The organism is Mesorhizobium sp. M3A.F.Ca.ET.175.01.1.1 (assembly GCF_004791945.1).
Taxonomy (GTDB): domain Bacteria; phylum Pseudomonadota; class Alphaproteobacteria; order Rhizobiales; family Rhizobiaceae; genus Mesorhizobium.
The window spans coordinates 1-302 of record NZ_SRTP01000318.1; the positions used below are offsets into that span (position 1 = coordinate 1).

Genomic DNA, 302 nt, shown 5'->3' on the forward strand with positions numbered 1-302 from the left:
GTTGAAGGCCGGCGGCCGTTGCAAACCATGGTGGACGCCGCCGATCCCTTCAGGATGTCTGAACGTGCGACGATAATTTCGCGCTTTCCGGCGAAACGTGACGTGACTAGGCTTACCGGAACCAATGACTGGGCAATCACGCGCATGATGTCGCCGACAGAAACGTTTGACTGGGACGGCACCGGCATCGCCTGGGGCTCGACCGGCTCCGGTCCTCCGATGGTGCTCGTCCATGGAACGCCATTTTCCTAGCATGTCTGGCATCGCGTTGCCCCCGAACTGGCGCGCGAGCACCCGCCCTA

Annotated in this window: 1 pseudogene; it reads left to right on the forward strand. The window is 61.9% G+C overall.

The window, feature by feature from the left end:
- A pseudogene (locus tag EN818_RS34170) lies at positions 1-252 on the forward strand (hypothetical protein); the annotation flags it as partial.
- Positions 253-302 lie beyond the last annotated feature (50 nt).